Genomic DNA, 26001 nt, shown 5'->3' on the forward strand with positions numbered 1-26001 from the left:
ATTACTTAAGCTTTGATTGCGCCCAGATAATTCCGCTCGCGTATTCCGGCGGCAGGAGAGGAATAATCGCTTCCAGCGTGGCGCCCAGACGATCGGTGTCGGTATCGTTCAGGTTCAGGTGACCGACCTTACGACCCGGACGCACCTCTTTGTCATACCAGTGCAGATGCACCAGCGGCAGCTTGAGCCAGTCGTAGTTCAGATCGGTACCGATCAGGTTGATCATCACCGACGGGCTGTTCACCACCGGCTGCGGCAGCGGCAGGTCAGTGATGGCGCGCAGGTGCAGCTCGAACTGGCTGATGGACGCCCCGTTTTGGGTCCAGTGACCGCTGTTGTGAACGCGCGGTGCCAGTTCGTTAATCAGCAGACCGGACGGCGTGACAAAACACTCCATCGCCATGACGCCGACGTAACCGAGTTCGTGCATGATGGCAGAGAGCATCTCTTCTGCCTGCGCCTGCTGTTCAGCACTGGCCTGCGGGAATGCAACGCTGGTACGCAGGATCCCGTCCTGATGCAGGTTATGCGTCAGCGGATAAAAAACGGTATGGCCGTCCTGCCCGCGAGCGCCCACCAGCGAGACTTCACCGCTGAAGTTAATGCCCTGCTCAACGATGCACTCCCCGTAGCAATCGTCCGGCAGCTCGTGAGTGTCATCGGCGCGCAGACGCCACTGTCCACGACCGTCGTACCCGCCGACGCGACGCTTCACAATTGCCAGCTCGCCCAGCATTGCAAATACATCCTTCCACTCGCTTTTATCGGACAACAGCTGCCACGGCGCAGTCGGCAGCCCGAGCTTATCGAACAGCTGCTTTTGCGTCAGACGGTCAGCAATAATGGGAAAGACGTCGCGGTTAACGAAGGCATTGTGACGCGCCAGCTCGCGCGTCAGGGCCGTTTGTGGCCAGCGTTCAATCTCCGCGGTGATCACACTCTGGTGAAACGGCACGGCTTCCGGTTCGTCATCCAGCCCGACGGGCCAGACGGCAATACCCAGCGGCTCACCGGCCTGACGCAGCATACGGCCTAACTGACCATTACCGAGGACGCATACCTGCTTCATGCCGCACCCCGCGGGTCCGGATTGTCCAGCACCTCGTCGGTCTGGGCTTTACGCCAGTCCGCCAGACGCTGATGTAACGCTTTATCGTGAGTCGCCAGGATCTGCGCGGCGAGCAGGGCTGCGTTGGCAGCGCCCGCTTTACCAATGGCCAGCGTGCCGACCGGAATGCCACGCGGCATCTGAACGATGGAATAGAGGCTATCGACACCACTTAACGCAGCGCTTTGCACCGGAACACCCAGAACCGGTACCAGCGTTTTGGCGGCAATCATGCCTGGCAGATGTGCTGCGCCGCCCGCACCGGCAATGATCACCTCATAACCCTTCTCTTCGGCGCTTTCGGCGAAGCTGAACAGTTTGTCCGGTGTACGGTGTGCGGAGACCACTTCAACGTGGTGCGGAACATTCAGGATTTCAAAGATTTCGGCGGTGAACTGCATGGTAGCCCAGTCGCTTTTGGACCCCATCACGATGGCGACACGCGCCGGATTATTGCGGGAAGACATGCGTCTTAAAACTCCTGTGGTGCGAAACACACTGCTTTCGAGGGCACAGAGAATAGCATGTAATAGGGGCAAGGAAAACGGTTGCGCGGTTAAAAACTGAGCCGTTGTGGCCCTCAGGAGATAACAAAACAGACCGCGTTCTGGCGGTCTGTTTTATCAGGCATCGATGTGCTTTGATGTGCTTTTGACGGACGGCACGGTCAGCAGACGTCTTATTTGGTCAGTTCTGCCGTCATGTGAACGCGGTTGTTAAACTGAGCGCTGGTGATTTTGTAAGACGCGCCCTGTTCAGCAGCCTGAGCGGCAATTTTAGCTTCTGCGCGGTCAAGGGTAGAGGCAGTGGCGCTGACGCTCTGAGCAAAAGAACCGAAAGAGATCAGAGAGAGTGCGGCAACTGCAACGAAAGTTTTGATGGATTTCATGGTCGTATTCCTTAAATTTTTTATCTGGGATAGGGCGTGTTGCCCTGATGTGATAAATAATAGGCCGACCACGGGCTGATTAAAATCGAAACAATTTGCCGATATTGTTCAAAAAAATAGAATGATTTTTTGGCGGGTTAAAACGGGAAAGCGATCAGTTCCACACCGTCAGGCGTGACGCTGACCATAGAACCTTCGCTGTGCCAGGCCCCCAGGACGACGCGGTGGGCCGCTTCGCCGTTGGCGGTAAGGGCATGCACATCGGGACGATGAGTATGACCGTGGATCAACCATTGAACGCGGTGTTTTTCCATGACCCTGACTACCGCCTGGGGATTAACGTCCATAATGGCCATGGATTTGCCGCTGTTGGCGGCCTTACTGTCGGCACGCATTCTGGCTGCGATCCGCTTACGGATAAACAGCGGCAGAGCCAGGAATAGTTTTTGGATCCACGGGGTATGAACCTTAGCGCGAAACGCCTGATAGCCGGTGTCGTCAGTGCAGAGTGTGTCACCGTGCATGATTAACACCTTTCGGCCATAAAGGTCGAGCACCTGCTCTTCCGGCAGCAGCGTCATGCCACTGTCGCGGGCGTAGTGCTTGCCGAGCAGGAAATCACGATTGCCGTGGATAAAGAAGCAGGGGACGCCGGAATCGACCAGCGCTTTAATGGCTGCCGCCATCTCACGGTGCAGCGGGTTGGGATCGTCGTCGCCAATCCAGGCTTCAAACAGGTCACCCAGAATGTAAAGTGCATCGGCACTTTTCGCTTCACCGCGTAAAAAACGCAGAAAACCGGCGGTGATCGCCGGTTCTTCTGTTTGCAGGTGCAAATCTGCAATAAAGAGTGTCGCCACGAATTACTCGCTGACGGTCACGCTGTTAATCACGACGTCTTCTTTTGGAACGTCCTGATGCATGCCGCTGCGGCCGGTCGCCACGGCTTTGATTTTGTCAACTACGTCCATACCTTCAACCACTTCTGCGAAGACGCAGTAGCCCCAACCCTGCAGGCTTTCGCCGGAGAAGTTCAGGAAGTCGTTGTCAGCAACGTTGATGAAGAACTGGGCTGTTGCAGAGTGAGGAGCCTGCGTTCGCGCCATCGCCAGCGTACCACGGGTGTTTTTCAGACCGTTGTTCGCTTCGTTTTTGATCGCTTCTTTCGTCGCTTTCTGGTTCATGCCAGGTTCGAAACCGCCGCCCTGGATCATAAAGCCGTTGATCACGCGGTGGAAAATAGTGTTGTTGTAGAAACCTTCGCGGCAGTAGTCCAGGAAGTTTTTAACTGTTTCAGGCGCTTTGTCATCAAAGGTTTTGATTACGATATCGCCATGATTAGTGTGGAAAGTAACCATTTTTGCATCCTGTTCCGTTATTGTGGTACGTCGACCCGCGTTTGGGTCATCTATAGGGGCTTGTTATAGCATAACCACAGGATGCGATCACCTTGCATTGTGTGCTGCTTCAGGTTTGAATTACAGGTAGAATAACCGGTTTTCAACCACACACGTGTTTACATGGAATCTTCGATGTTAAAAATCTTTAATACAATGACGCGCCAAAAAGAGGAATTTAAACCTATCCATGCCGGGGAAGTCGGCATGTACGTGTGTGGTATTACGGTTTACGATCTCTGTCATATCGGCCATGGCCGTACCTTTGTTGCATTCGACGTTGTCTCGCGCTACCTGCGTTTTCTGGGCTACAACCTGAAATACGTGCGTAACATCACCGACATCGACGACAAAATCATCAAGCGCGCGAACGAAAATGGCGAAAGCTTTGTTGCGCTGGTGGATCGTATGATCGCGGAAATGCACAAAGATTTCGACGCCCTGAATATTCAGCGTCCGGACAGCGAGCCGCGTGCCACCCACCATATCCACGAAATTATCGACATCACCGAGAAGCTGATCGAACGTGGTCACGCCTATGTGGCCGATAACGGTGACGTGATGTTCTCCGTGCCGACTGACCCTACCTACGGTCAGCTTTCCCGTCAGGATCTGGATCAGCTGCAGGCCGGTGCGCGCGTTGATGTGGTGGACGTGAAGCGTAACCCGATGGACTTCGTGCTGTGGAAGATGTCCAAAGAGGGCGAACCAAGCTGGCCTTCCCCGTGGGGCGAAGGGCGTCCTGGCTGGCACATTGAGTGCTCGGCGATGAACTGCAAACAGCTGGGCAAACATTTCGATATTCACGGTGGCGGTTCGGATCTGATGTTCCCGCACCATGAAAACGAAATTGCACAGTCAACCTGTGCGCATGGCGGCGAGTACGTGAACTACTGGATGCACTCCGGGATGGTGATGGTTGACCGTGAGAAGATGTCTAAATCTCTGGGCAACTTCTTCACCGTGCGCGACGTGCTGAAATATTACGATGCGGAAACCGTGCGCTACTTCCTGATGTCTGGTCACTATCGCAGCCAGCTGAACTACAGCGAAGAGAACCTGAAACAGGCGCGTGCGGCGCTGGAGCGTCTGTACACTGCCCTGCGCGGTACCGATAAATCTGTACCCGCGGCAGGCGGTGAGGCGTTTGAAGCGCGCTTTATTGACGTGATGAACGATGACTTCAACACGCCGGAAGCCTACTCCGTGCTGTTTGATATGGCGCGTGAAGTTAACCGTCTGAAGTCAGAAGATATGGCGGCGGCGAATGCATTGGCCTCCCATCTGCGTAAGCTCTCTTCGGTACTGGGTCTGCTGGAGCAGGAACCGGATCTGTTCCTGCAAAGCGGTGCGCAGGCGGACGATAGCGAAGTGGCGGAGATTGAGCAACTTATCAACGCGCGTCTGGAAGCGCGTCAGGCGAAAGACTGGGCGGCAGCAGATGCCGCGCGTAACCGTCTGACGGAAATGGGCATCATTCTGGAAGATGGCCCGCAGGGAACCACCTGGCGTCGGAAATAATTCTGGTGCGCGCTGATGCCCTCTCCCACCGGGAGAGGGTGCAAACACGAAAAACGGCAACTGGGTTGCCGTTTTGTTTTTACCTCCGCTTCCACCACAACAGCCCCATCAGCACGACCCCTGGCAGCCACACCCACAGCAGTTCCGACATAATCACCTGATGCCCGTAGGGCGTGGTATAGCGTGACAGCGCAAACGGCGCGACCTTAATGACCTGCCACGGTGCAAAAAAACGTTCATCTGACCACGGCCACAGCCAGCCGACGCCTTTTCCCCCGGTGGTGATGGAATCCAGCAAGCTGTGCGACAGCAGAGACACGGTTAAGAACAGCCAGCAGCGGGTCAGACTTGCCCGAAACCATCGTCGGCCCATCAGTACGCAAAGTATCGGCACCACAAAGGCAAACAGCAGGGAGTGGGTAAAGCCGCGGTGGCCGAACACATTGCCGTAGGCAACGCCGAACTTAAACGCCAGCACGTCGGCGTCCGGCAGCATGGCGAGGACGACGCCGGCAAACAGCAGGCGGGGAGGGATGATTTTACTTCCCAGGCCTAAGCCCAGACACAAAGGCACTGCAGCGTGGGTGATAACGGTAGGCATTGCGATTATCCATGGCAAAGCAGGGAAATATAGCAGCGAATGGGCGCAATGAGGATGGTGTTAGCGTCTTAATTACGCCGATTCCCGGGCAATAAGCTGCCCGGAAAGGGTGATACGCTGTGTTTGCAGTTCCGGCTCTTTTAGCTTGCGGATGATCAACCCCGCCGTCTGACGCCCCGTCTCCTCACTGGCGGAGGAAACGTAGGTAAACGAGGGAGACGTCAGGTTCACGTGCAGCATATCTTCAAAACCAACCAGCGCGACCTGCTGGGTGAGAAACACATCTTTCCCCACGGTGCGCCCCACCTGATGAATGCCGGAGATGGAGCCGATCATCGCATCCGGCGAGTGGCAGAGCAGGGCGGTTATGGTGTTGTTTTTTTCCAGCAGCTGGCGGGTGGCGAAACCTGCGGCCAGCGTGTCATCGCTACACGCAGGCGAGTATTCCTCACGCCAGACCAGGCCGTTCTGGGTCATCGCGCTGCGAAAGCCGAGCAGACGCTGCTCGCGGATAAGGCAGCCTTCACGACCCCCAATGTAGGCAATGTTGCGGTGTCCGCGCTCGATAAGATAACGCGCGGCAAGGTTCGCCGCCTGGCGATTGTCGCGCATCACCAGATTGCATTTTTCATCCAGCAGGGACTGAGAGACCACCACCAGCGGCAGCGGGCACTGACGGATGTGTTCCGGCAGCGAGGATGCCCGGGTGTCAGAGGCCAGATAGATAACGCCGGCGACCCCCTGCTGTTTAAACGACAGCAGGCAGCGCTCAAGATGTTCATGGTCGTTCAGCGGCTGGCCGAGGAAAACCATATACCCCTGTCTCTCCAGCTCCTGGACGATGCTCGCCATCACCTTAATGGAAAAGCTGTCGCTAAAGTCGCGCAGGATCAGGCCGATCAGGTTGGAGGTGTTGGCGCGGAGGTTAGCAGCGGCGACGTTGTGAACATAGCCCAGCGTAGTGATGGCAGCATTGACCTTCGCGATCGTTGCGTCTGAAATCTTCCCTTTCTGGCGCAGCACCAGCGACACGGTGGAGACCGAAACGCCCGCATGCTTTGCGACATCAATAATGCTGACTTTCTTCAAAACCGCTCCCTGAAATTTACCGATTATCAGCCAGATAAGACAACGTCCCCCAGCGTACAGGAGACGTGTCGTTCAGGCATCTTATTATTTGCCAATCATGGTGGACATGGTCTGGGCGATAAACTGTGCTCTGGCACCGAAAATCACCTGAATACCGTTATCACCGACGAACACTACGCCGCGGGCGCCAAGGCCGTTCAGACCGTCCTTATCAACCGCTTCACTTTTTGCCACTTCCAGGCGCAGACGGGTGATGCAGGAGCCGACGGAGTCGATGTTGTGCGCACCGCCCAGCAGGTTGATGATCTCTGTGGCGAGTTCTGAATCTGACTTATCGTCCGCACTGGCGGTCACTTCTGTACGGCCCGGCGTTTTCACGTCGAAACGACGGATCACAAAGCGGAACGTGAAGTAGTAAATCAGGCCCATCGGAATGCCGATAATAATGGCGTTAAGGAAGTTGGTTTTGTAGCCGTTAAATGACGGCAGGATCCCGAATGAGAGGTAGTCGATAAAGCCCGCAGAGAACGACTTGGCGATATGCGCATGCAGCAGATACATGGTCATGTACGCCAGACCGGCCATGATGGCGTTAAAGACGTACAGAATAGGGGCGACGAAGATAAAGGTAAATTCAACCGGCTCGGTGATCCCCGTCAGGAAACAGGTGAGCGCCGCAGAGAACAAAATACCGGCCGCGATTTTCTTATTTTTGGTGTGTGCTTCGTGGTACATCGCCAGGCACGCTGCAGGCAGCGCGAACAGCATCAGCGGGAATTCACCCTGCATGAACTTACCGGCGTTCTGGTAGCTGTCGCTGCTGAAGGATTTGACCCCTTCTTCCAGCATCTTAAACCAGATGGTCTGGTCGCCGTGAATCACCTGACCGGCCTGGGTGGTGTAATCCCCAAACGAATACCAGAAAGAGGGATACCAGATGTGGTGCAGGCCGAGTGGGATCAGCGCACGTTCCACCAGACCGAAGATAAAGGTCGAGGCTGCCTGATTATCGCCATTAACCACCACGGAGAGCGCATCGATGCCCGCCTGGATATGCTGCCAGACATACGGCAACAGCAGGCCGAGCAGGAAAGAGAGAAACGCTGTCGCAATCGCCACAAAGCGTTTCCCGGAGAAGAACCCGAGGAACTCTGGCAGCTGCAGGGTGTGGAAACGGTTATAGCACCAGGCGGCGAGAATCCCGCAGATCAGGCCGCCGAAGACGCCCATCTGCAACGTCGGGATGCCGACCACCATCGCGTATTTGCCGCCCTGAGACGCCATTTCCGGCGTGATGCTCAAGACGGTGCTGATGGTGATGTTGGTGACAAACACCGAGACCGCCGCCGAGAGCGCGGCAATGCCGGACTCGGATGCCAGCCCCACGGCGGAACCAATGGCAAACAGCATCGGCAGGTTATCAAAGATAACCCCGCCCGCGTTCATCATCAGCGGCAGGTGAAACTTATCGCCAAAGGCCAGCAGCAGGCCCGCAGCGGGAAGCAGTGAAATTGGCAGCATTAACGCGCGACCAATCATCGATAATTTAGAGAGCGATTTAACAAACCCTGATATCAGACTCATGCTGATTTCCCCCGAGTAGCGCTTTTTTTGGCGCTGTTATTGTAAGTAGAACGTTTTAGTAGAACGTTCTACTTATCGTGGGGAAAGAGTGAAAAACGCGCAACAGAATTTTCACTTTTCAACAGATGAAATAGTGATTATTTGAAGTCGATCGATAATTAACCGTGATGGATGTGGGGGAATGTGGGTTCCCTCTCCCGACGGGAGAGGGGGAGAGCATCAGGCGGTCACCGTCACGGTTTGACCTTCAAAGCTCACGGTCTGACCCGCGACAATTTTGCAGCGCTTGCGGGTTTCCACTGCGCCGTCCACCTTAACAAGCCCGTCGGCAATGGCGATTTTGGCCTGTGCGCCGCTTTCGGTCCAGCCTTCCAGCTTCAGCAGATCGCACAGCTCAACGTGCGGGTGTTTACCTAATGAAAATGTGGCCATCTTACGCGTCCTCTACGTCGTGGTACTCTTCGCATGCCTGCAAAGTATTCTGAATCAGTGTGGCAACGGTCATCGGGCCTACGCCGCCCGGTACTGGGGTAATGTAAGAGGCGCGAGCCGCAGCATCTTCGTAAACCACGTCACCGACCACTTTCCCGTTTTCCAGACGGTTAATACCGACGTCCACAACGATCGCGCCTTCTTTAATCCATTCACCCGGAATAAAGCCCGGCTTCCCGACCGCCACGATCAGCAGATCGGCGTTTTCTACGTGATGACGCAGATTTTTGGTGAAGCGGTGGGTCACGGTGGTGGTGCAGCCAGCGAGCAGCAGCTCCATGCTCATCGGACGGCCGACAATGTTTGATGCGCCAATGACCACGGCGTTCAGACCGTAGGTATCGATGTTATAACGCTCCAGCAGCGTAACGATACCGCGCGGCGTGCACGGACGCAGACGCGGGGCGCGCTGGCACAGACGGCCCACGTTGTACGGGTGGAAACCGTCGACGTCTTTGTCGGGGGCGATACGTTCCAGCACCTTCACGTTGTCGATGCCGGCTGGCAGCGGCAGCTGAACCAGAATACCGTCGATCGCGTTGTCGGCATTCAGGGTATCAATAAGTTCCAGCAGCTCTGCTTCGCTGGTGGTTTCCGGCAAATCGTAAGAGCGGGAGACGAACCCCACCTCTTCACACGCTTTGCGTTTGCTGCCGACATAAATCTGCGATGCCGGGTTGCTGCCGACCAGCACAACGGCCAGCCCGGGGGCGCGTTTTCCGGCAGCTTTACGCGCCTTCACTTTTTCCGCGACCTCAGAGCGCACCTGCTGCGCAATCGTTTTACCGTCAATAATCTTTGCTGCCATCAGAGAGAAGATTCCGTCTGTAACGTTTGAAAGGGGGGATTGCCTGTATTTTGTCAGAAGCGAGCGCCGCTGTCAGTCACCCTTTGCGAGTTTTCATCAGGAGGCCGAAAAACCCTTCTGAGGGGATGGTCAATTTCTTAGGCAGGATTAGGATGTGACCTGGCGAAATGACAGCGTTTTGACATATTTTAAAATACATTCATGAGCTACTTTGTCTCCTCCGAAATAAGCTTTCAATTAATCAATTGAACGTATTTCTTATTCCCGATTATTCGCGGGAAGGGTTATTTACATTTTAAAGGAATAGACATGAAACTCAGCAACATTGCTTCTACTGTTATTGCTACTCTGGCCCTGGTTGCGGGTGCCGCAAATGCAGAAGATACAGCCACTCCGGTTACCGTAAATGGCGGTACCGTACACTTTAAAGGTGAACTGGTTAATGCTGCATGTTCAGTAAATACTGATTCTTCCGAGCAGACGGTTAACCTGGGCCAATACCGTACCGCGAAGTTCACGAAAGTGGGTGACACCACCTCTAATATTCCGTTCACCATTGAACTGAATGATTGTGACCCGCTGGTTGCGAAAACAGCCGCAGTTGCGTTCACCGGTCAGATCGACGCGACCGACAAAACCCTGCTGGCGGTAACCTCTGGTAACAACGACAACTCCGCGAAGGGCGTGGGCATCGAGATCCTCGACAGCAAATCCACCACCCTGACTCCAGATGGTTCAACCTTCTCTGCCGCGCAGAACCTGATCGAAGGGACTAACACCCTGAACTTCACCGCGCGTTACAAATCAACGGCTGCGACCACCGAGCCAGGCCAGGCAAACGCTGACGCCACTTTCGTAATGAAATACGAGTAATTCCTCCGCACAGGGATGTTCAGGCCTCAGGGAAGAGGCCGTCATACGCAAAGGCCAGGAACGAAGGATGACAAGGACCGGAACACTACTGCTGTTAACCCTTGCGATGGCCTGCCAGGCCTCAGCACATACCGTGGTGATCGACGGCGGCAAAGTTCATCTCAGAGGTGAGCTGGTGAACGGCGGCTGCGCCGTGGCACCCGACAGCCAGAACATGCGCATCGAAATGGGGCAGTACCGAACCAATTCATTTTCCGGTGTGGGCAGTTTTTCCACGGTCAATGTGCCCTTCACCGTGCGGCTGCTGGATTGCAGCGTGGATGTCTCGCGCACCGTGGGGATCCAGTTTCAGGGCGTTACGCCAGCAGAAGATCCGCAGGTTTTTCTGGCGACATCGCGGCCAGGTGAATCACCGATAAGCAGCGGCGTCGGGCTGGCTCTTTTTGACGAACAACAACGTCAGATTATCCCGAACGCAACGGCCGTCAGCTGGTTGCCGGTGAATACCAGTGAGCTTGCGTTTCATTTTAGCGCCCGCTATCGGGCTATTTCCGAACACCTCGTGCCAGGCAATATTCAGTCGGATGTCTGGTTTACGTTGATTTATCCATAACACCTGCGAACACATTATTAAAGGTACGGTTGTGATGAATACCCTAATTAAACCAGGACTGTTTTTATCGTTAATTTTAATGATGGTTTCTGCATGCGCAAATGCTTCCGGCGGTATTGCGCTGGGGGCCACCCGCGTTATTTATCCGGCAGATGCAAAGCAAACTTCGCTGGCGATCACCAACAGCAATAAACAAGAGCGCTATTTAATCAACGCGTGGATCGAAAATGCGAACGGGCAAAAAGAAAAAACCTTTGCCGTGACCCCGCCGCTGTTTGTCAGCGAGCCGGACAGCGAAAATACGCTGCGCATTATTTATGCCGGGCCCGCGCTGCCTGCCGATCGTGAATCGCTCTTCTACATGAACGTGAAAGCGATCCCGTCCGTGAACAAAGCGAAAACGGAAAACAATAACGTACTGCAGCTGGCCATCCTGTCGCGGATCAAGCTGTTTGTCCGCCCGACAAATCTGCCGATGCAGCCGGAAGAGGCGCTCTCGCAGCTGCGTTTTGAGCGCGTCGGCAACCACCTCAAAGTCAGTAACGCTTCGCCGTATTACATCACGCTGGTCAATATGAAGCTGGGCGGACAGACGCTGGATAACCTGATGGTAGCGCCTAAAAACTCGGCGCAGCAGGTACTGCCAGCCGCCGCAAGCGGTACGCTCTCCTGGCAGAGCGTGAATGACTACGGTGCCATTACGCCGGCGCGTAGCGTCAACCTGTGAGCAGAGTCAGCGCGATGAATAATCACCAGGGACGTTACTGCCCGGTCGCACTGGCGCTGATGGCAGCGCTCTGGCCACAGGCTGGCTGGAGCGAAAGCTACTTTAACCCGGCCTTCTTGTCCGATGACACCGCCAACGTGGCGGATTTATCGCGTTTTGAACAAGGTCACCAGCAGGCGCCTGGCGTTTATCGCGTGGATATCTGGCGTAACGATGAGTTTATCGCGACGCAGGATGTGCGCTTCGAGCAGGCCGACAATACACCGCCGGTTGCCGGTGGGTTGTCGCCGTGCATTACGCGCGTGATGCTGGAGCGTTTTGGCGTCAATATCGCGGCCTTTCCTGAGCTGGTTAACGTGAAAGGGGAGACCTGTATTCCCCTGGCGAAGGCTATTCCCGGCAGTGAGATCGCGTTCAACTTTGCCTCGTTGCGCCTGAATATCAGCCTGCCACAGGTGGCGATGCAGAACAGCGCACGCGGTTATATTCCGCCCGATCAATGGGATGAAGGGATCCCTGCCGCGCTGGTGAACTACAGCTTTACCGGCAACCGCGGGAGTGAGGACGACAGCTATTATCTGAACCTGCAGAGCGGGCTGAACTATGGCGCGTGGCGTTTACGCAATAATGGCGCATGGCGTTACACGCAGAATAACGGGCAGCGGCACAGCAACTGGCAGAATATTGGCACCTGGGCGCAGCGCACCGTGATCCCGCTGAAAAGCGAGCTGGTGCTGGGCGACAGCAATACCGGTAATGACGTTTTCGACAGCGTGGGTTTTCGCGGCGGGCGGCTCTTCTCGTCTGACAGCATGTACCCGGACAGCCTGCAGGGCTACGCGCCAACCGTTCGCGGCATCGCCCGGACGCCCGCCAAAGTGGTCGTTCGACAAAACGGCTACGTTATCTATCAAAGCTATGTACAGCCTGGCGCCTTTGCCATCACCGATCTCAACCCAACCTCGTCAAGCGGTGACCTTGAGGTGACGGTTGAAGAGAAAGATGGCAGCCAGCAGCGCTATACCGTGCCGTATTCCACCGTGCCCCTCCTGCAGCGCGAAGGTCGCTGGAAGTATGACCTGGTGGCCGGGGATTACCGCAGCGGCAACAGCGAACAGGATACGCCATTCTTCACGCAGGGTACGTTGATTACCGGGCTTGGCGACGGCTACACGCTGTACGGCGGTACCCAACTGGCGTCACGTTATACCGCGGTGGCCATCGGGGCCGGGAAAAACCTCGGTGACTGGGGGGCGGTGTCGCTCGATATCACCCATGCTCGCAGCCAGCTTGCGGATGACAGCCGCCATGAAGGGCAGTCGCTGCGTTTCCTCTATGCAAAATCGCTTAACGGATTCGGAACCAACTTCCAGCTGCTGGGCTACCGCTACTCCACAAAAGGGTTCTACACCCTGGACGATGTCGCGTGGCGTTCGATGGAAGGCTACCAGTATGCCGACAACCAGGATGATGACGGTGTGCCGGATGTGGAGAGTTATCACAACCTGACGTGGAATAAAAAAGGGCGCTTCCAGCTCAATATTTCCCAGTCGCTGGGAGATTACGGCTCGGTCTATATCTCCGGTAGCGAACAGACGTACTGGGGCACCGATGAGTCCAACCTCTGGTATCAGCTGGGATACGCGGGCGGTGTGAAGGGCGTCAACTACTCCGTGTCCTGGTCATGGAACAAATCCGTCGGGATAGACGGCACGGACCGAATCGCGTCGTTTAACGTCTCCGTACCGTTCAGCCTCTTTACCCGCCAGGGTTTTCGTCGGGACAGCGCCATTGACCGCGCCTATGCCACGGCGTCAGCCAGCCGTAATAGTGATGGCGACACAAGCTGGCAAACCGGGGTCAGTGGGACGTTGCTGGAAGATCGCAACCTGAACTACAGCGTGACCCAGGGCCACACCAGCAATAACGGCTCAAGCGGAAGCGCCAGCGCGAACTGGCAGGCAACCTACGGCACGCTGGGTGTTGGCTACAACTACGCACGCGACCAGCACGATCTCAACTGGCAGCTCTCCGGCGGCGTGGTCGGCCATGCGGATGGCGTAACCTTCAGCCAGCCGCTGGGTGATACCAACGTTCTGATCAAAGCGCCGGGAGCATCGGGCGTGAGCGTGGAAAACCAGACCGGTGTGAAAACCGACTGGCGTGGCTATGCGGTGATGCCGTATGCCACCGTCTACCGCTATAACCGCGTGGCGCTGGATACCAACACCATGAGCAATAACACCGATATCGAAAATAACGTGAGCAGCGTGGTGCCGACAAAAGGGGCGCTGGTGCGCGCCAGCTTTGATACCCGTATTGGCGTGCGCGCCCTGCTGACCGTCACGCGCGGCAACCAGCCTGTGCCATTCGGTGCTGTGGTGCGTGAAACCCAGAGCGGCGTCACCAGTATGGTGGGCGATGACGGACAGATTTACCTGAGCGGCCTGCCGCTGGAAGGTGAACTGCTGATCCAGTGGGGCAACGGGATGCAATCCCAGTGTCGTGCGCACTACAGCTTGCCAGAAAAGAGCCTGCAACAGGCAATCACACTTAAGGGGATTCGCTGTGAGTAAAATCCATTGCCTGGCTTTATCACTTCTCTCTATTTTGCCCGTGGGGAATGCCTTAGCCACCGTGTGTGTGAATGAAAAGGGCGTCCCTACGGAGGTGCATTACGACCTGACGGATAAATTTAACAGTTCGAATAACCAGATCGGACAGGTGGTGACGCTCAGCGAGAAATCGCAGTGGGTGGGGGTGAATGCCGTCTGCCCGAAGGGCACCACCGGGAATACGACCAAACGTAGTTATGTTACCGATTACCCGGTAACGGGAACGAGTGATGGCTATCAGTACCTGAAGCTCAACGACTATCTGGATGGGGCAATGAAAATTACGGACAGCTTTGCTGGCGTATTTTATCCGCCCAAAAGTTACATCCAGATGGGGAGTCACCCGAACGTCTCTAAAAACAAACCGTTTGGCGTTCAGGATTCCAGCCTCGTCTTTCGCCTCAAAGTGACCCGACGGTTTATTAATATGGTGGTGATCCCGCGGGCGACCATGTTCCGCGTCTATGTCACCACTACCTCCTCTGATCCGTTAACCTCGCCGGTCTACACCATCAGCTACAGCGGGACCATTCAGGTGCCGCAAAGCTGCGCCATCAATGCGGGGAATATCGTGGAGTTTGACTTCGGCGATATCGGGGCCTCCCTGTTCAGCAAGGCCGGGGCGGGTAACAAACCGGAGGGGGTAACCGCACAAAGCAAAACCATCGCCATCAAATGCACCAACGTGGAAGCGAACGCAATGCTGACGATGCGCGTTGAGGCAGAAAAGGTCTCCAGCAACGCGGTGGTGTCGGATAATCCCGATGTGGGGTTTGTGATTGCCAACGAAAGCGGTACCCCGCTAACACCCAACAACCTGACCAGCAAAATTCCGTTCCGGCTCGACGACAGTGCGCAGGCGCAGGTGGGGATCCGGGTCTGGCCGGTCAGCGTGACGGGGAATAAGCCTGCGGAAGGCCGTTTTACGTCGCGGGGTTATCTGCGTGTGGATTACGATTAAGGGGAAGAGATGCGGAACCGGAACTGGCATTTCGCCGCGATGACACTGATGATGCTTCACGCCAGCGCGCAGGCAGCCACTGCGCTGGGGGAGATCAATATTCAGATGTACGGCAACATTGTTGATTTTACCTGTGTGGCCGAGGGCAGCGATAGCGACAAGACCGTCACGCTGGGAACCTGGCCCACGAAACAGCTCAGCACCACGGGAAGCCGCACGCAGCCCATGCCGTTTACGCTGAAGCTGACCGGCTGTCCACCTGGTGCAGCGTCCATCACGTTTTCGGGTAAAGCCGACGGAAGCAATAATGGGTTACTGGCGCTCAATGACGCCAGTACGGCAAGCAACGTTGCCGTCGAGATCAGGGATGCGGATAAAACGCGTCTGGCACTTCAGCAGGCCAGCCAGCCGGTAGCGGTTGATGCGCAGGGAAATGCGACATTGTCATTTTATGCCAATTATATTGCCACTGCTGATAACCCTCAGCCCGGACGGGCTGATGCTGATGCCACCTTCATGATTAATTATAATTAGCGCTGACCGCACTCCCTGCAGCTCGGATAAGCTGCAGGGAGTGAATTCAGGTTATAGCAGTTCGTGTGCTTTGGCATAATCAATTAATTCAACGATGCTTTGCACACCCAGCTTGGAATAAATATTGGATTTATGTGCGCTGATGGTTTTGTTGCTTAATAGCAACTGCTCTGCAATCTCCTTATTGGATAAACCATTTGCCAGGTAACGTAATACCGTCACCTCACGATTCGATAATGGCATATCCGCGACCATCCCTTTCCCCGAACCCAAATGGTTTATAAAATTCAACGTTTCCGACGGGAAAAAAGAATAGCCCATCAGGATCATTTCAACGGCGTTGTAGATCTCGCCCAAATCTTTTCGTTTACTGACAAAACCATTTGCCCCGGCGCGAATGGCGCGTCCCGCGTAAAAAGACTCGGATTTTGAAGAGAGGAACAGGACCTTGATGTCTTTATTTAAGTTTCTGATTCTCTTCAGTAAAGCGAAGCCATCTGTGCCCGTAAGTTCGATGTCCAGGATCACCAGATCGATAGGGTGGTTACGGATACAGTCAAGGACTTCATGGCTGTCGCCAGACTTGAGTTTGACTGTGATGTTTTTATTTTTCTGTAGCAGGACTTCTATCGACATTCTGACGATAGGGTGTTCGTCCATAATGATAACGGATGCCGGTTTCATTTTTAATGCCTCAGACTGTTAAAAGCGTTATGCCGAGTTTGGTTAAAACTCTCGAAATGCCGGAAGGATAAATGTGCAGATCCTTATACCGTAGTATTTCCCTGGAAAGAGCGAAAGCATCCTTGTTAACGTAGTGAAGAAATCTATGCCTCAGCGCGGTCATCTCATTTGGCTGGTGTTGGCAAAAAGGTTTTTCTTATTCATATTTGATACGCGTCTTATTATACCGTGTAAGTTTTTTCCGAAAACCCTGTAAATTACCCCTCGCTTATTACTTTGTATTATCTTCTGGATCCGAATAGCTATTTTTTTAAAATTAGCTTAAATATCCTGTTATCCCATTTACCGCATCTTTTGATCTTTATGTAATAACAAAAAATGACATATCACACTGTATGTTGATCAAATGTTAACAAATCGACGGCCATTTTCAGGGGCTGAAAGCGGGATCGGATGGCGAAAAAGTGTTCACAGAGGGCACCAGACCTTCGTTTGAAAGTGATCGGGTCGCCGCCGGAAAGGGCTCCCGTCGTACAGCAGAACATACTACAGACTTCGCTTTCGACTGCCAGGCAGTCTCGCCGAGCCGCTTGTTTTTACATCATTATCGTCTTATTAACTCCTTTATCAAACACTTAACGCACGGAGGAAAGTGCTGCAGATTATTCATTCTGTGACATTTCACATGGTTTAAGCCCGTAAATTAGGAATAGTTATAAAATTGAAATTATTGTTAAAATTTAACAAATAAGTAACATGATTGATAAGTAAATTCCTAAAGGTCTTTAGGAAATAAGGGCTTAGTAGGTGGGTTAGAAGGTGCAGTCTGAGAGGTTATTGAGAAGGTGTAGCAGTTCCTGGCGATGGGTCAGACCCAGTTTCAACAGAATGCAGCTGAGACGATAGATAATGCGGCTATAGGGGCGATTCTGCATCAACGCTATCTGGCGAAGGGTCTTCCCCCGCGATAACTCCTGCAAAATAGGCCATTCGGTGCGGGAGAACCAGTCTTTATCGCAGCCCTGGGGAGGGCTGGTATCCATCAGGCTGTGCTGGAAAGCAGACGACGTCAGCTGACGTTCGAGTACGTGAAAAGGGCCAGCCGCTTTGCAGAACAGGCGAGTATCGTAATTATCCGCCCTGACTAACAGATAGGGCGTCAGAAAAGGGGGATAGAGGCTATGCCTTCTGAGCTGATCCAGCTTGTCGATCAGCGCAGTGGAGCGGCTTTCAATATCCACCACCAGACGGGCGGATGGCCACTGGGCCAGGGCGCTAAACGCATCCTCCAGCGTGGGATAGTCGCAACAGCTGCTCAGGGGAAATTGGCCGTTGAGAAAACCGGTGCGCAGAAAATGATCCTCCGTCACCAGAATGATAAACGGAGCGTCTGTTTTGCGGGGCTGGCTGATGGACTGACTCAAAAATTCGAGCCTGTCGAAGAAGGGGGGAGCAAAAGGCGAGCGCGTAAATCCCAGTGCATCACTTCCTGTACGCCGCCGCCGGTAACGGCGCACTGTCATTCGCATGGCCTCCCCCCTGGAAATGGCTTTTTAATCCTCCGGCCATGTCCAGGACGGCCAGTAATAGCCCTGGCCGAGTTCTGCGCCTGCCTGCAGTGCCCAGGTACAATCCTGCTCAGTCTCAATACCTTCAATAAGCACTTTCCCGGCAAGCTGAAAGCACCGGGACACCAGTTGCCGTAGCGCGGGTGTGGCGCGTAAACGCCAGAATGCATCCTTATCGATTTTTACGCCGCTTAACGGTAACTGGCAGGATAAAAAGGGCGGGATGAGTGTTTCATCAATGTCATCCAGCCAGATACCATAACCTTGTCTTATGAGCTGCAACAGGCTCCGGGTAACGGCCTGCCTCTGCGCGGCTGACAGCGTTAAAAAAGCACCGGGGTCGACAAGTTCAATATTCAGCGGCGGACATTTTATCCGGCTAAGCCGCTGAAAAGCGTCCGGCTCTGTCAGGACGGTTATCGGCAGATTAATGAAAAAATTATTACAGTGCGGGGTATTTTTTAACGCGGTGAGCTGTGCTTCAAGCAGCGTTATCGACCAGTCTGCAGACTGATGGCGGAAAAAGGCTTCGCTATGCTGCGTTTCAGACAGGACGCTAAGGACCTCCACGCCGACCCTGCGTAAAGAGGAGAGGGCGACGATGGGCTCAAGTTTGATGCCGACGATGTCCTGAGAAAGGTACTGTAACCGGGGGGGCGTATAGGTCAGGTTTTGCGCTGTCACTCCATGGTCCTGTTGTCTGTCAGCCTCCAGGCGGCCGGGATACCTCACACTAGTGTGACGAGCTGACGCTCAGGAAAACAGCAGGCGTTACTTAAATGCAACTAAGCCTTTTCGCAGCGCGAAATTCTACGACGGAAAAGCGATGAATGTTGAAAAAACAGCCGTATTTACAATCGGCTAGCGGTAATTGCCCCTGAAAGCCGAAAAGGCATTGACTCACCTGTCATTGACCGTATAATTCCAGGCGTTTCACCACCGCGAAGTTCACTCTTCTCAGTGCGCCCTTAGCTCAGTTGGATAGAGCAACGGCCTTCTAAGCCGTAGGTCGTAGGTTCGAATCCTACAGGGCGTGCCATTATTAATCATGAACTTACGCCTCCTTCACTTCCTCCTGATTTCCGCTGTGGGACATATTTGGGACATCAAGCCCAAAAATCGAGTCAATTTGCTTAGCATGCTCAGTTAAATGGTTAGGTGCTAGGTGGGCATATCGACGGACCATTTCAATACTGTAGTGGTCAACTAAAACTGGCCACCGCTTTAGAGTTTTTCCAGTATCGGTTTTCCGATTCGTTTGGGGGCAACCCACCGTTATAGTAATGCGGCCTTAGCGAGCTGTAATACCCGACGATATAGTCTGTGATCGCATGAGCAGCTTCGCTAAAGTTTAAATAACCTGTCACTGGCACCCACTCGTTTTTCAGGATCCGGAAGAATCGTTCCATCGGGCTGTTGTCCCAACAGTTTCCACGTCGGCTCATACTCTGCCTGATCCGGCAACGTCACAGTAACTGCCGGCTTGTATAGTGGCTACCCTGGTCACTGTGGAACATCACTCCGGCTGGTTTACCGCGAGCTTCCCACGCCATTTCCAGCTCTTTGATGGTCAGCTTACTGTCCGATGAGAATGACATTGCCCAACCCACCGGTTTCCTTGCGAACAGATCGAGAACAACAGCAAGGTAAGCCCAACGCTTGCCTGTCCAGATATATGTCACATCGCCGCACCACCTGATTAGGTTCTGTCACTACGAACTGTCGCTCAAGGCTATTCGGAATAACGATGTGTTCATGACCACCACGTTTATATCGGTGGGTAGGCTGCTGACAACTCACCAGACCCAGTTCTTCATGAGCCTTCCGGCAAGCCAGCGTCCCATTCTGAAGCCTCTCAGGGTTGCCATAATCGCGATACTTCGTGCACCAGCGGAGCCATGGCTGATTTTATGCAGCTCCAGAACCTGACTGCGTAACACTGCTCGCCTGCCGTCTGGCTTTTCGGGACTTTTTTCCCAGTATTTGTAGCTGCTACGGTGAACCCCGAACACGTGGCAAAGTGTGACCACAGGATACTGCGCTCTGAGTTTCCCGATTAACGAGAACTGTTCAGGGAGTCTGACATCAAGAGCGCGGTAGCCTTTTTTAATATGTCGTTTTCCATTTCAATGCGTAGTAGCTTTTTCTTCAGCTCACGTATTTCAATCTGTTCCGGGGTTACAGGGGAGGCTTTAGGTATTTTGCCCTGTCGTTCATCCCGCAACTGCTTTACCCATCGCGTCATGGTAGAAAGCCCCACATCCATAGCACTGGCCGCAGCTGCAACGGTGTAGTTCTGCTCAAGAACCAGTTGAGCGGATTCGCGTTTAAACTCTGCGCTGAAATTTCTTTTTTTCATTGAGGCACCTGTATTGTTCTGGGGTGAGCATATCACCTCTGTTCAGATGGCCAAATTCAGTAAACCACTACATATCAGGATGTAGGTTCGATGCCGATGAAGCTAATACAACAATAGATAACCACGTTCTGATTACCTCAACGGGTCATGCTGGTGTTATTATCAGTAATAACACTGGAACGGTACCTAGTGCCGTTGGATTCAGCATTAGTAACTCAACGGTAGCTGAAGCGTATTCCATGCAACAGATTTATGGAAACCATATAAATGGACTTCAGGCGCCAGTTGCCACCGCAACAGGTGTGTATATTGGCGGGTATTTCCGTGATGTTGTAAGAAATAACGCAACACCTACAACAGGTTACTGGAACGTTGGCGATAAGGTAGACAGGCCAACCCTGATATCTGGAGGGCTGGAGGGCTGGGCGTGCACTGTGGCTGGAGTTCCAGGTACATGGAATGGGTATGGGTCTGTAACATAATAGATAAAGCCCCGAAAGGGGCTTACATGAACCTCTTAATTAGGTTTGGGTTTTCTACATACTGAGATGCTTTATAAGCAAGCGCCAAAGCTATTGCAGCGGCGCAAATTGCTATTGGAAGTGAACTATAAAAGCCGCCCATAACCCTGCTCTCAAACATCCCGATCATGAACATGATTATAGGATAATGAATAATATACAAAGTATAGGAATACTTAGAGGAATTAGAAATGATATTTATCCTTATATTCATGCTAAGGATGAACAAGTATGTGAATGCTGCGAAAGCAAGGCCAAACCACATATTAAACATAGTATAATCACCGCCGCTGGAGATATATTTTGCGCCGTGGGCAAAGGCAAACCACGAAGTTATTGTTGTTAAAATGCATGCAGCAACCGTATGCACTTTTCCTTTTATATCAATAATGGAGAGGCCGAGGCCAGCAAACCAAACAGCACCAAAGATCATGAATTTGATATTAGCTCGGCTTTGTTGAATAAATCGAACTTTTGCTGAGTTGAAGGATCAGATCACGCATCTTCCCGACAACGCAGACCGTTCCGTGGCAAAGCAAAAGTTCAAAATCACCAACTGGCCCACCTACAATAAAGCCCTCATCAACCGTGGCTCCATAACTTTCTGGCTGGATGATGAAGCTATTCAGGCCTGGTATGAGTCAGCAACACCTTCTTCACGAGGCAGACCTCAGCGCTATTCTGACCTTGCCATCACGACTGTGCTGGTCATTAAACGCGTATTCAGGCTGACCCTGCGCGCTGCGCAGGGCTTTATTGATTCCATTTTTTCTCTGATGAACGTTCCGCTACGCTGCCCGGATTACAGCTGTGTCAGCAGGCGGGCAAAGTCGGTTAATGTCAGTTTCAAAACGCCCACCCGGGGTGAAATCGCACACCTGGTAATTGATTCCACCGGGCTGAAGGTCTTCGGTGAAGGCGAGTGGAAAGTCAAAAAGCATGGCCAGGAACGCCGCCGTATCTGGCGTAAGCTGCATCTCGCCGTTGACAGTAAAACACATGAAATCATCTGCGCTGACCTGTCGCTGAACAACGTTACGGACTCAGAGGCCTTCCCCGGGTTAATCCGGCAAACCCACCGGAAAATCAGGTCAGCCGCCGCCGATGGCGCTTACGATACCCGGCTATGTCACGATGAACTGCGGCGTAAGAAAATCAGCGCGCTTATCCCTCCCCGAAAAGGTGCGGGTTACTGGCCCGGTGAATATGCAGACCGTAACCGTGCAGTGGCTAATCAGCGAATGACCGGGAGTAATGCGCGGTGGAAATGGACAACAGATTACAATCGTCGCTCGATAGCGGAAACGGCGATGTACCGGGTAAAACAGCTGTTCGGGGGTTCACTGACGCTGCGTGACTACGATGGTCAGGTTGCGGAGGCTATGGCCCTGGTACGAGCGCTGAACAAAATGACGAAAGCAGGTATGCCTGAAAGCGTGCGTATTGCCTGAAAACACAACCCGCTACGGGGGAGACTTACCCGAAATCTGATTTATTCAACAAAGCCTATTAGCTCCTGAAATGGCATATGCCAGTATGAAAGCCAACACTATATAGAATGGTTTCTTTGTGAATAGTAGTGCTGCAAGAACGTAATACCAGGCTTCAAACGGGAGGCTCCATAGCGGGGTGTTAAATGGTGTGCCCTGGGGTAATAATCCATTGGTGAATGTAAGAACAGAGAAAATCTGAGAAGGCCAGTAGAAAATGCCACGCCCTTTGATGAACTCGTCACTTTCCGTAGAGAATCGCTGAGAGCCTGACTCAAAGACGTGAGGTGCCACGAAGGCCATCAACAAAATAATAATCAGTGACAGAACAAGAGGAGGGTAGATCCTTCTGAATCGGCTTATGGCGTAATCGCTCATTGCAAAGTATCCATTCCTTGATTTGTTGTTCTGAATAGAAACACCGATCAGAAATCCTGACATAACAAAGAAAACCATAACGCTTGACTGAGCTACTAAACCGACAGCTCTGTAGTATTCAGGATGATATCTTGCAAGGAAAAACTGGAAAACATGAGCCAAGGCTACCGCTATTGCTGCAATGCCGCGCAAGGACTCGAAAGAAAGTGTCTGGTTTTCAGTTAACTTTTTCATAATCTTGAAATAATAACGGCGCTATAAGCGCCGAGGTAAATGATAGTATCAATCTATAGCATAATCAGTTGAATATCATCCTAAAAATGCAAGAGAATACTCGTAACGATCACCATTTTTCTTGATGATTGCGTTGTCAATTAAGCCGGTCTCGTTAAGGGCGTCGTAGGCCTCTTGAGAGAATGTAACTTTACCAGTTCGGCTCATTGCTGGCCCGCACGGAGACTTTCCTGCAATGATGTTAGCTTTTTTACGGTCAATATACTCCATCACTAAAACAGCGCGCAGACCAGCTGGCTCCTCATAAAGGCCGCGGTGCAAACATGCGGTATCGAACATTGCTATATCACCCGATTTATATGCCAGTTTTACCTGGTTTTCTGCGTTCTCAATGTCACGCTTACCTACAAACCTGGCAATCTCGCTTTTACGTGGGGTGTATGGCTTATTGTAACTGTTCGGAATCACTACCGTAGGAGTGTTGCCATTTCCTTCAAAACATACGTAGATCTTGATGCGGTGACCAACGTTATCATCATGCCAGGAGTTAGAGAGACTCCACTCCTCACGCTTATCAGGGTCGTACCAAAACAGATAAATATCATCGAGGCGCGTATCTTCACCTAGGAAGCCAACAATCTTCTCTTTAAAGTCAGTGGTGATCTTTGCTGCTAACTCTCCAACCTCACTATCAATATCATTGCTGCGAGCGACACCTTGAGGGCTGTATTTTTCTGGGTAGCCTAATGAGAATGGTTTGAAATAGTCTGGGTGGAACTCCGCGCCAGGCCATTGAGTATGGTCCACCTTCTCGTCCATGCGGCGAATGGTTGAAGTTATCTGTTTTTTATACAGCCAGTTTTTAAGAGAGAATGCAACTTTCCTTAGATTCTTCATATGATTGCCCGTGCAGGTGATTTTTTTCTCATTGGGTATGATAGCTCAAAAGAATATTTTGAGCACCAATACTTGAACTGCACCACACAATGATAATGCTGTGTTTATATACAGCACCCATCGGAGGTGCATTATGGGATTCCCGTCTCCAGCAGCAGAATACGTTGAAGAACGCATATCACTTGACCAGCGCATCATAGCCAGGCCGTCAGCTACATACTTTATGAAGGCAGGAGCGACACACTATCGCGAAGGTATACTTCAGGGTGCGTTACTGGTTGTCGATGCCTCACTGAATCCTTGCGATGGTTCACTTCTGGTGTGCTCGTGCGAAGGTGAGTTTCGTATCAAGCGCTTTAGAACACATCCGCAGCCATATCTTGAGAATCTTGAAAACGGTCACAGGGAATTGTTGCGCCAGAAGGATGAGACAACCGATTCTGACAAACCGGTGTTCGGGGTGATCACCTACATCATCAACGATGCGAGAACGGGTGAGTTTGATGACTGTCCGGTTATGTGAGACAGAAATGGGACACACAAAGCTTTGCATCGGCTTGCAAGGCTTTGCATATTTTTCGAAGATGTGACGTGTGAGCGCCGGAGTGATGGGGTAAGTTATTGTTAGCTAAGGTAGTTCCAGGAACTTCTAAGCCGTAGGTCGTAGGTTCGAATCCTACAGGGCGTGCCATTTACTGCCTTCACCCTTTTTCGCATCCACTCTCCCGTTTTACGCTAAATACACGTTTATGCCGATCTCATTCTGTCGATTAAATAATCGGGAAATAAATAGAACGCTAATGAATATTTGTTATTTTTCCAGCCTAAGGTTTTCTTAATCTTTATTTCATCCATTTTTATAATCTGGATTTTTATCATATTTATCCGCTGTATAAGAATATTTTACACTTTTACGACTAAACTTGATTGATACTAATTATCATTAGCGTTTTTGTATGCTTTAATCCTGTCCCACAACGCTATGCGTGGTAAATCACCCTGGTCTATAAAGGATATGTTCATGAATTCTCGCCTGTTGTCATGCTTCTCGCTTGCCTTGTTGTCTTCATCTCTTTTCCTTTCCACACAAGCACTTGCCGCTGATAACAACGAAGGTATCGTTGTTTATAACGCGCAGCATGAAAACCTGGTGAAGGCGTGGGTAGACGGTTTTACCAAAGAAACGGGTATTAAGGTGACGCTGCGTAATGGCGATGACAGCGAGCTGGGTAATCAGCTGGTTCAGGAAGGTACGGCATCACCTGCAGACGTGTTTCTGACGGAAAACTCGCCTTCAATGGTTCTGGTGGATAATGCCAAACTGTTCGCGCCACTGGATGCAGAGACCCTGAAGCAGGTGCCTGCGGAATTTCGTCCTGCGCACGGCCGCTGGATCGGGATTGCTGCGCGTAGCACGGTGTTTGTCTATAACCCGGAAAAATTGAGCGAACAGCAATTGCCAACATCGCTGATGGATCTGGCGAAACCTGAGTGGAAAGGCCGCTGGGCGGCATCGCCGTCAGGCGCGGATTTCCAGGCGATTGTGAGTGCGATGCTGGCCCTGAAAGGCGAGCAGGCCACCCTTGAGTGGCTGAAGGCGATGAAAACCAATTTTGTGGCCTACAAAGGTAACAGCACCGTGATGAAAGCCGTTAACGCCGGCCAGATTGATGGCGGTGTGATTTATCACTACTACCGTTTTGTCGATCAGTCCAAAACGGGTGAAAACAGCAAAAACACCCAACTCTACTACTTCAAACATCAGGATCCGGGCGCCTTTGTCAGCCTTTCCGGCGGTGGCGTACTGGCGTCCAGCAAACACAAAGAACAGGCTCAGGCATTCATCAAGTGGATCACCGGTAAAGAAGGTCAGGAGAGCCTGCGCACCAACAACGCGTTTGAATATGCGGTTGGCGTGAACGCGGCCTCTAACCCGAAGCTGGTTCCGCTGAAAGATCTGGATGCGCCGAAAGTGGAACCTTCAACGCTTAACAGCAAAAAAGTTATCGAGCTGATGACGCAAGCCGGCCTGCTGTGATCCTGAGAGTTAAGTGAACG

The 26001-nt window shown here is 52.6% G+C and carries 26 protein-coding genes, 1 tRNA gene and 2 pseudogenes; 11 read left to right on the forward strand and 18 right to left on the reverse strand.

What is annotated here, in order from left to right:
• Position 1 precedes the first annotated feature (1 nt).
• The 5 genes from purK to ppiB form a co-directional block, all read right to left on the reverse strand.
• Positions 2-1069 carry a 5-(carboxyamino)imidazole ribonucleotide synthase gene (purK, locus tag HV340_RS05290; RefSeq protein WP_025204827.1) on the reverse strand — a complete coding sequence of 356 codons (1068 nt, stop codon included), beginning with the start codon at positions 1067-1069 and terminating at the stop codon, positions 2-4.
• Complete coding sequence (purE, locus tag HV340_RS05295) at positions 1066-1575, reverse strand: 5-(carboxyamino)imidazole ribonucleotide mutase (protein ID WP_020885164.1); 510 nt, start codon at positions 1573-1575, stop codon at positions 1066-1068. The genes purK and purE overlap by 4 nt, the downstream gene beginning before the upstream one ends.
• 212 nt (positions 1576-1787) lie before the next feature.
• Positions 1788-1997, reverse strand: coding sequence for a YdgH/BhsA/McbA-like domain containing protein (locus HV340_RS05300; protein ID WP_013095921.1), 210 nt, complete (start codon positions 1995-1997; stop codon positions 1788-1790).
• A 137-nt stretch (positions 1998-2134) separates the two neighbouring features.
• A complete protein-coding gene (lpxH, locus tag HV340_RS05305) occupies positions 2135-2857 on the reverse strand; it encodes a UDP-2,3-diacylglucosamine diphosphatase (RefSeq protein WP_063925405.1) in 723 nt (240 codons plus the stop codon).
• Positions 2858-2860: 3 nt separating this feature from the next.
• Positions 2861-3355, reverse strand: coding sequence for a peptidylprolyl isomerase B (gene ppiB, locus HV340_RS05310; RefSeq protein WP_014168939.1), 495 nt, complete (start codon positions 3353-3355; stop codon positions 2861-2863).
• A 174-nt stretch (positions 3356-3529) separates the two neighbouring features.
• Between ppiB and cysS the strand changes: the two genes are divergently transcribed.
• A complete protein-coding gene (cysS, locus tag HV340_RS05315) occupies positions 3530-4915 on the forward strand; it encodes a cysteine--tRNA ligase (RefSeq protein WP_020885161.1) in 1386 nt (461 codons plus the stop codon).
• A gap of 79 nt (positions 4916-4994) precedes the next feature.
• Here cysS and HV340_RS05320 read toward each other — a convergent pair whose 3' ends face one another.
• The 5 genes from HV340_RS05320 to folD form a co-directional block, all read right to left on the reverse strand.
• Entirely contained in the window at positions 4995-5516 is a 522-nt protein-coding gene (locus HV340_RS05320; protein ID WP_025204825.1) for a metal-dependent hydrolase, read from the reverse strand.
• Between the two features lie 72 nt (positions 5517-5588).
• The gene (malI, locus tag HV340_RS05325; protein ID WP_063925404.1) at positions 5589-6605 is read right to left on the reverse strand and encodes a Mal regulon transcriptional regulator MalI; all 1017 of its coding nucleotides are present in this window, start codon (positions 6603-6605) and stop codon (positions 5589-5591) included.
• Between the two features lie 84 nt (positions 6606-6689).
• Positions 6690-8189: a PTS transporter subunit EIIC gene (locus tag HV340_RS05330; protein ID WP_014168943.1), complete on the reverse strand. Its 1500-nt coding sequence runs from the start codon at positions 8187-8189 to the stop codon at positions 6690-6692.
• 219 nt (positions 8190-8408) lie between these two features.
• Positions 8409-8621 (reverse strand): ribosome-associated protein YbcJ, encoded by a 213-nt coding sequence (gene ybcJ, locus HV340_RS05335; RefSeq protein WP_014168944.1) that lies wholly within the window; start codon positions 8619-8621, stop codon positions 8409-8411.
• A gap of 1 nt (position 8622) precedes the next feature.
• Entirely contained in the window at positions 8623-9489 is an 867-nt protein-coding gene (gene folD, locus HV340_RS05340) for a bifunctional methylenetetrahydrofolate dehydrogenase/methenyltetrahydrofolate cyclohydrolase FolD (RefSeq protein WP_014168945.1), read from the reverse strand.
• A gap of 309 nt (positions 9490-9798) precedes the next feature.
• On the opposite strand from folD, the gene fimA reads away from it, so the two are divergent.
• From fimA to sfmF, 6 genes are all read left to right on the forward strand, one after another.
• Positions 9799-10362 (forward strand): type 1 fimbrial major subunit FimA, encoded by a 564-nt coding sequence (gene fimA / locus HV340_RS05345; protein ID WP_020885158.1) that lies wholly within the window; start codon positions 9799-9801, stop codon positions 10360-10362.
• A 67-nt stretch (positions 10363-10429) separates the two neighbouring features.
• A complete protein-coding gene (gene fimI, locus HV340_RS05350; protein WP_020885157.1) occupies positions 10430-10975 on the forward strand; it encodes a type 1 fimbrial protein subunit FimI in 546 nt (181 codons plus the stop codon).
• A gap of 34 nt (positions 10976-11009) precedes the next feature.
• The gene (fimC, locus tag HV340_RS05355; protein WP_020885156.1) at positions 11010-11702 is read left to right on the forward strand and encodes a type 1 fimbria chaperone FimC; all 693 of its coding nucleotides are present in this window, start codon (positions 11010-11012) and stop codon (positions 11700-11702) included.
• Between the two features lie 14 nt (positions 11703-11716).
• A complete protein-coding gene (locus tag HV340_RS05360; protein WP_020885155.1) occupies positions 11717-14278 on the forward strand; it encodes a fimbrial biogenesis usher protein in 2562 nt (853 codons plus the stop codon).
• A complete protein-coding gene (gene fimH / locus HV340_RS05365; RefSeq protein WP_020885154.1) occupies positions 14271-15278 on the forward strand; it encodes a type 1 fimbria D-mannose specific adhesin FimH in 1008 nt (335 codons plus the stop codon). The genes HV340_RS05360 and fimH overlap by 8 nt, the downstream gene beginning before the upstream one ends.
• Before the next feature lie 9 nt (positions 15279-15287).
• On the forward strand, positions 15288-15812 hold the full coding sequence (sfmF, locus tag HV340_RS05370; RefSeq protein WP_020885153.1) for a fimbria assembly protein: 525 nt from the start codon (positions 15288-15290) through the stop codon (positions 15810-15812).
• Between the two features lie 51 nt (positions 15813-15863).
• On the opposite strand, the gene fimZ is transcribed toward sfmF, so the two are convergent.
• The 3 genes from fimZ to HV340_RS05385 all read right to left on the reverse strand — a co-directional run bounded on the left by fimZ (position 15864) and on the right by HV340_RS05385 (position 18748).
• Positions 15864-16496, reverse strand: coding sequence for a fimbria biosynthesis transcriptional regulator FimZ (fimZ, locus tag HV340_RS05375; protein ID WP_014168952.1), 633 nt, complete (start codon positions 16494-16496; stop codon positions 15864-15866).
• Positions 16497-17308: 812 nt separating this feature from the next.
• Entirely contained in the window at positions 17309-18025 is a 717-nt protein-coding gene (locus tag HV340_RS05380) for a response regulator transcription factor (RefSeq protein WP_059306876.1), read from the reverse strand.
• Between the two features lie 24 nt (positions 18026-18049).
• Positions 18050-18748, reverse strand: a complete 699-nt coding sequence (locus tag HV340_RS05385; RefSeq protein ID WP_059306877.1) for an EAL domain-containing protein — start codon at positions 18746-18748, stop codon at positions 18050-18052.
• 278 nt (positions 18749-19026) lie between these two features.
• On the opposite strand from HV340_RS05385, the gene HV340_RS05390 reads away from it, so the two are divergent.
• A tRNA-Arg gene (locus HV340_RS05390) sits at positions 19027-19103 on the forward strand.
• Between the two features lie 15 nt (positions 19104-19118).
• Here the strand turns inward: HV340_RS05390 and HV340_RS05395 are convergent.
• The 3 genes and pseudogenes from HV340_RS05395 to HV340_RS05405 all read right to left on the reverse strand — a co-directional run.
• Positions 19119-19259, reverse strand: a pseudogene (locus HV340_RS05395) (integrase); the annotation flags it as partial.
• A gap of 7 nt (positions 19260-19266) precedes the next feature.
• Positions 19267-20423, reverse strand: a pseudogene (locus tag HV340_RS05400) (IS3 family transposase).
• Positions 20424-20927: 504 nt separating this feature from the next.
• On the reverse strand, positions 20928-21377 hold the full coding sequence (locus tag HV340_RS05405) for a hypothetical protein (RefSeq protein ID WP_181216351.1): 450 nt from the start codon (positions 21375-21377) through the stop codon (positions 20928-20930).
• A gap of 94 nt (positions 21378-21471) precedes the next feature.
• Here HV340_RS05405 and HV340_RS05410 point away from each other — a divergent pair, with 94 nt between their 5' ends.
• Entirely contained in the window at positions 21472-22395 is a 924-nt protein-coding gene (locus tag HV340_RS05410; RefSeq protein ID WP_001118619.1) for an IS5-like element IS903B family transposase, read from the forward strand.
• A gap of 45 nt (positions 22396-22440) precedes the next feature.
• Here HV340_RS05410 and HV340_RS05415 read toward each other — a convergent pair whose 3' ends face one another.
• A complete protein-coding gene (locus HV340_RS05415) occupies positions 22441-23046 on the reverse strand; it encodes an acyltransferase family protein (protein ID WP_181216352.1) in 606 nt (201 codons plus the stop codon).
• A 75-nt stretch (positions 23047-23121) separates the two neighbouring features.
• Positions 23122-23943 carry a hypothetical protein gene (locus HV340_RS05420; RefSeq protein ID WP_044858114.1) on the reverse strand — a complete coding sequence of 274 codons (822 nt, stop codon included), beginning with the start codon at positions 23941-23943 and terminating at the stop codon, positions 23122-23124.
• A gap of 133 nt (positions 23944-24076) precedes the next feature.
• Here HV340_RS05420 and HV340_RS05425 point away from each other — a divergent pair, with 133 nt between their 5' ends.
• On the forward strand, positions 24077-24466 hold the full coding sequence (locus HV340_RS05425) for a S24 family peptidase (RefSeq protein WP_059306879.1): 390 nt from the start codon (positions 24077-24079) through the stop codon (positions 24464-24466).
• A 498-nt stretch (positions 24467-24964) separates the two neighbouring features.
• On the forward strand, positions 24965-25981 hold the full coding sequence (locus HV340_RS05430; protein WP_032677574.1) for an iron ABC transporter substrate-binding protein: 1017 nt from the start codon (positions 24965-24967) through the stop codon (positions 25979-25981).
• The last annotated feature ends 20 nt before the right edge of the window (positions 25982-26001 follow it).

The organism is Enterobacter sp. RHBSTW-00975, assembly GCF_013615235.1.
Lineage (GTDB): Bacteria > Pseudomonadota > Gammaproteobacteria > Enterobacterales > Enterobacteriaceae > Enterobacter > Enterobacter ludwigii.